The sequence below is a fragment of the Cellvibrio sp. genome (assembly GCF_053579595.1).
Genome location: NZ_JBRFPI010000473.1, coordinates 1 through 3,085, shown reverse-complemented (window position 1 = coordinate 3,085; position 3,085 = coordinate 1). Strand labels below are relative to the sequence as shown.

The following is a 3,085-nucleotide window of genomic DNA, read 5'->3' as shown; positions in this document are numbered from 1 at the left end:
TGTCTACGCCAACTACTCAGTTGCAGCGATTGATAACTGCGGTGTCGGCATCAGCGCTGCCAATAAAACCTTTGCGATTTTTGCTGACTACGACAGTGGTGTACAAAACCAAAGTCTGTCCAGTTTGAACTTTAGCGGATGGAACCACGCCACTAATGGCAGCACCACCGAGTGGACCAATTTGAAATTGGCGGGCAGCAATTACAATTTCAACAACAACGCCAAAGTAAACAGCAGCTGTAACAGTGTTGATACGCTTGATATGTTACTTGTGAAAAAAATCAATGATTGGGATCACCAGCACTCCAACGGTTTTGAACGTAGCATCCTTGCATACGGATACAAATTCGGTGACATCGAAAGCTTGACAGTTGATGTAAAAATCAACAACGCCAAAACCAGCATTCCCAGCGTAGCAAGTTTAAAAACCATCTATACAAGCTACTTAGATCCCAAAAAACCTGATGCTGTCGAGAACTTGGAAGACGGCAAGGTCAATATAGGCATTGTTATTTACGACGGTAAAACCGCCTCTACATGGATGGCAAAGAAAATTATCCAGCTGGACCAATCGGCGCTTGGGGATCAATGGATTAGAGTCACTATTCCGATGAGCGGAATGAAGCATTGCCTGGAAGCTAACTACAATTGCGCTGACAGACCCTTCTCAGAACTGAGCAGTAAGACTATTGCAGGCATCCAATTTGTGGGTGAGACTAAAAGCGGTGCAGTACTGCGTGGTGACTTTAGCTCTTGGAACACAAGCATTCCAGAAACCTTCAAAGAAGCAGATTTAAGCTTTAAGAAAATTGAATTTCAATTGAAGTAATTTTCTTGCCTATGAAATTTGTTGATGAAATGAAAGGGGGCGATGAAAAAATCATCGCCCCCTTTTTATCTCGATTAATGCTCACTTCAACCTAAACTGATAAGCCAGCACTGTTTATAGACCAAAGGATTGAGCGCCAAAAAAATCTGCGGACTTATGTTCTCGTTCACCGCCATCATTAATTAAAGATCAATTACTAATTTATCGCTCAATGCACGCGACACACAGCTACACATTTTTCCTTCGGCTTTTTCTGCATCCGTTAATACCGAATCCCTATGTTCCACTTTGCCTGCTAACACCTTGACCACACACTGACCACAATTTCCAACACGGCATTCCGAACCAATTGCCAGCCCTGCATTCTCTATTGCCTCCAGCGCCGATTCGTTGTTGGCTACCGTAATCAGTTGATCCCGACCGCGAAGCTCCAGCTCGAATGATTTATCCGATGCCTGGTGTTCAACCCCAAATCGTTCCGAGTGAATACGTTCACGCGCTACGCCTAAACGCATTCCTGTTGAAATCACCTCATTGATTAGTTTTTGCGGCCCACAAACATAAACATGTGATTCAGGCTGAAGCTTACGCAAAATCGCCTCTATGCTCATACGCTGGCCGCCGCTGTAGTAGCCGTAAAAATTGTTATTCAATTCACGCTGCAAACGATCTCGATACGCCATGTCAGTTGTGCTACGCGCAGCATAGTGCAATTCACACGCGATATTTTTTGCGCGCATGGCTTGCATCACCGGTTTTATCGCCGTAATTCCTACACCTCCGGCAATCAATACCGCGCTGTCATTCGTGAGTTCTGCTACAAAATTATTTCGCGGAAAATCACAATGAAGAACCAACCCCAGTTGGTACTGCTGATGAATATTCACCGAGCCACCGCGACCATTGTCTTCACGCTGTACCGCTATCTCATAGATATCGCGGCGCGCCGGATTGGAACTAATAGAGTAATGACGCCATTCTGTTTTACCCTCCGCCATTAATACCGGAACTTTCAGATGCGATCCCGCAGAGACAGGAGGCAGATCAGCACCATCAGGCGCGCGCAATTCAAAAGCCCGAATACGCGGCGTCAACTGCCGCACGCCTGTAATAACCAAGGGCAATTGCCCCGAACCCAGTGCCGTCAATTTTTCAGGCGAGGCAAGAACATTAGCTGTTTGCTGCTCAGTCACCTGTTTAACAATTTCACGCACCTCGTCTTCTGTGTAGCGGGGCGTTATGTGTTGCGGGCAATTCCATTCAAAAGCTTCAACATGAATTATGACGGCGCGCTCGATACGCGCGCGATAATGCGAATCTTCCAAACGTGCAACCAACTCCATATTTTCTGATTCATGTACAATCTTGGCGCGCCCCCAAATTTTTATGCGGCGACGATTTACATAATCCATGAATATCAAACTGATGCGGTCATCCGAATTAATATTTCCTACACTGATGTACTGGCGATTACCACGATAATCGGCGTAGCCTAGTGTGCGTTCGTCCAATACTTTTACAAATCCAATCGGCCCACCGCGATGCTGCACATAAGGCCAGCCATTTTCGCCCACGGTTGCCTGATAAAAGCTGTCGCGTCCGGCAATAAATTCTGCCTCAGCATCACCCAACGTATTACGTGGATCATCCGCCAATTCAAAACTGCGATTACTTTCCCGGCTGCCATACAAACTCTGCGCTGCTTTCACGCTGCCAGTAAAACTAATGTCCGCAAATGCCCGAGCCATAATATGCCTCCAAAAAAGTAACCGCTGTTTAAATTAATAACTTATAAAACGTAATTACAAAGCGACTTTTGGAAAATCGATTTCAACACGACTTGCCTTGCCCAGTATGGTCGTCAACAACGTCATGCCGACATGCGTAATAATTTCAACGATGTCTGCATCGGTATAACCCACACTATGCGCTTCAATTAAATCGGCAGTGGTAATATCACCCTGGTGTTCAATCAACGCGCGCGCCAGTTTTACTGCAACCGCGGCTTTCGCATCCTGGCTAGTACCCGCACGGTTCGCTTCCATTTCTGCACCGCTCAAGCCCGCCTTGCGACCGATAGCAGTATGGGCAGACACGCAATATTCACACGAATTTTCTTGGGCAACGGCCAGCGCAATACGCTCACGGGTTTGCGGATCCAAACTGCCTTCATTAGCAATGCTGTGCAAACCTAAAAATGCGCGCAGTGCCGATGGCGAATTTGCAAAAACTTTCAAAAAATTCGGCACCATGCCC

Annotated in this window: 3 protein-coding genes; 1 reads left to right on the top strand and 2 read right to left on the bottom strand. The window is 46.5% G+C overall.

Annotation, left to right across the window (positions count from 1 at the left end; genetic code table 11):
• Positions 1-829, top strand: an 829-nt coding sequence (locus ACWA6V_RS19900; protein WP_449524124.1) for a hypothetical protein, incomplete at its 5' end; no start/stop codon positions are given.
• Between the two features lie 182 nt (positions 830-1,011).
• Here the strand turns inward: ACWA6V_RS19900 and ACWA6V_RS19895 are convergent.
• Together ACWA6V_RS19895 and ACWA6V_RS19890 are read right to left on the bottom strand one after the other, a co-directional pair.
• On the bottom strand, positions 1,012-2,577 hold the full coding sequence (locus tag ACWA6V_RS19895) for a pyridoxamine 5'-phosphate oxidase family protein (RefSeq protein WP_449524123.1): 1,566 nt from the start codon (positions 2,575-2,577) through the stop codon (positions 1,012-1,014).
• Between the two features lie 54 nt (positions 2,578-2,631).
• A partial coding sequence (locus ACWA6V_RS19890; protein WP_449524122.1) for a carboxymuconolactone decarboxylase family protein occupies positions 2,632-3,085 on the bottom strand: 454 nt, incomplete at its 5' end.

Bases quoted from the DNA above. Each gene is read 5' to 3' on its own strand.
- ACWA6V_RS19895 (WP_449524123.1), bottom strand. From the start codon at position 2,577: ATGGCTCGGGCATTTGCGGACATTAGTTTTACTGGCAGCGTGAAAGCA.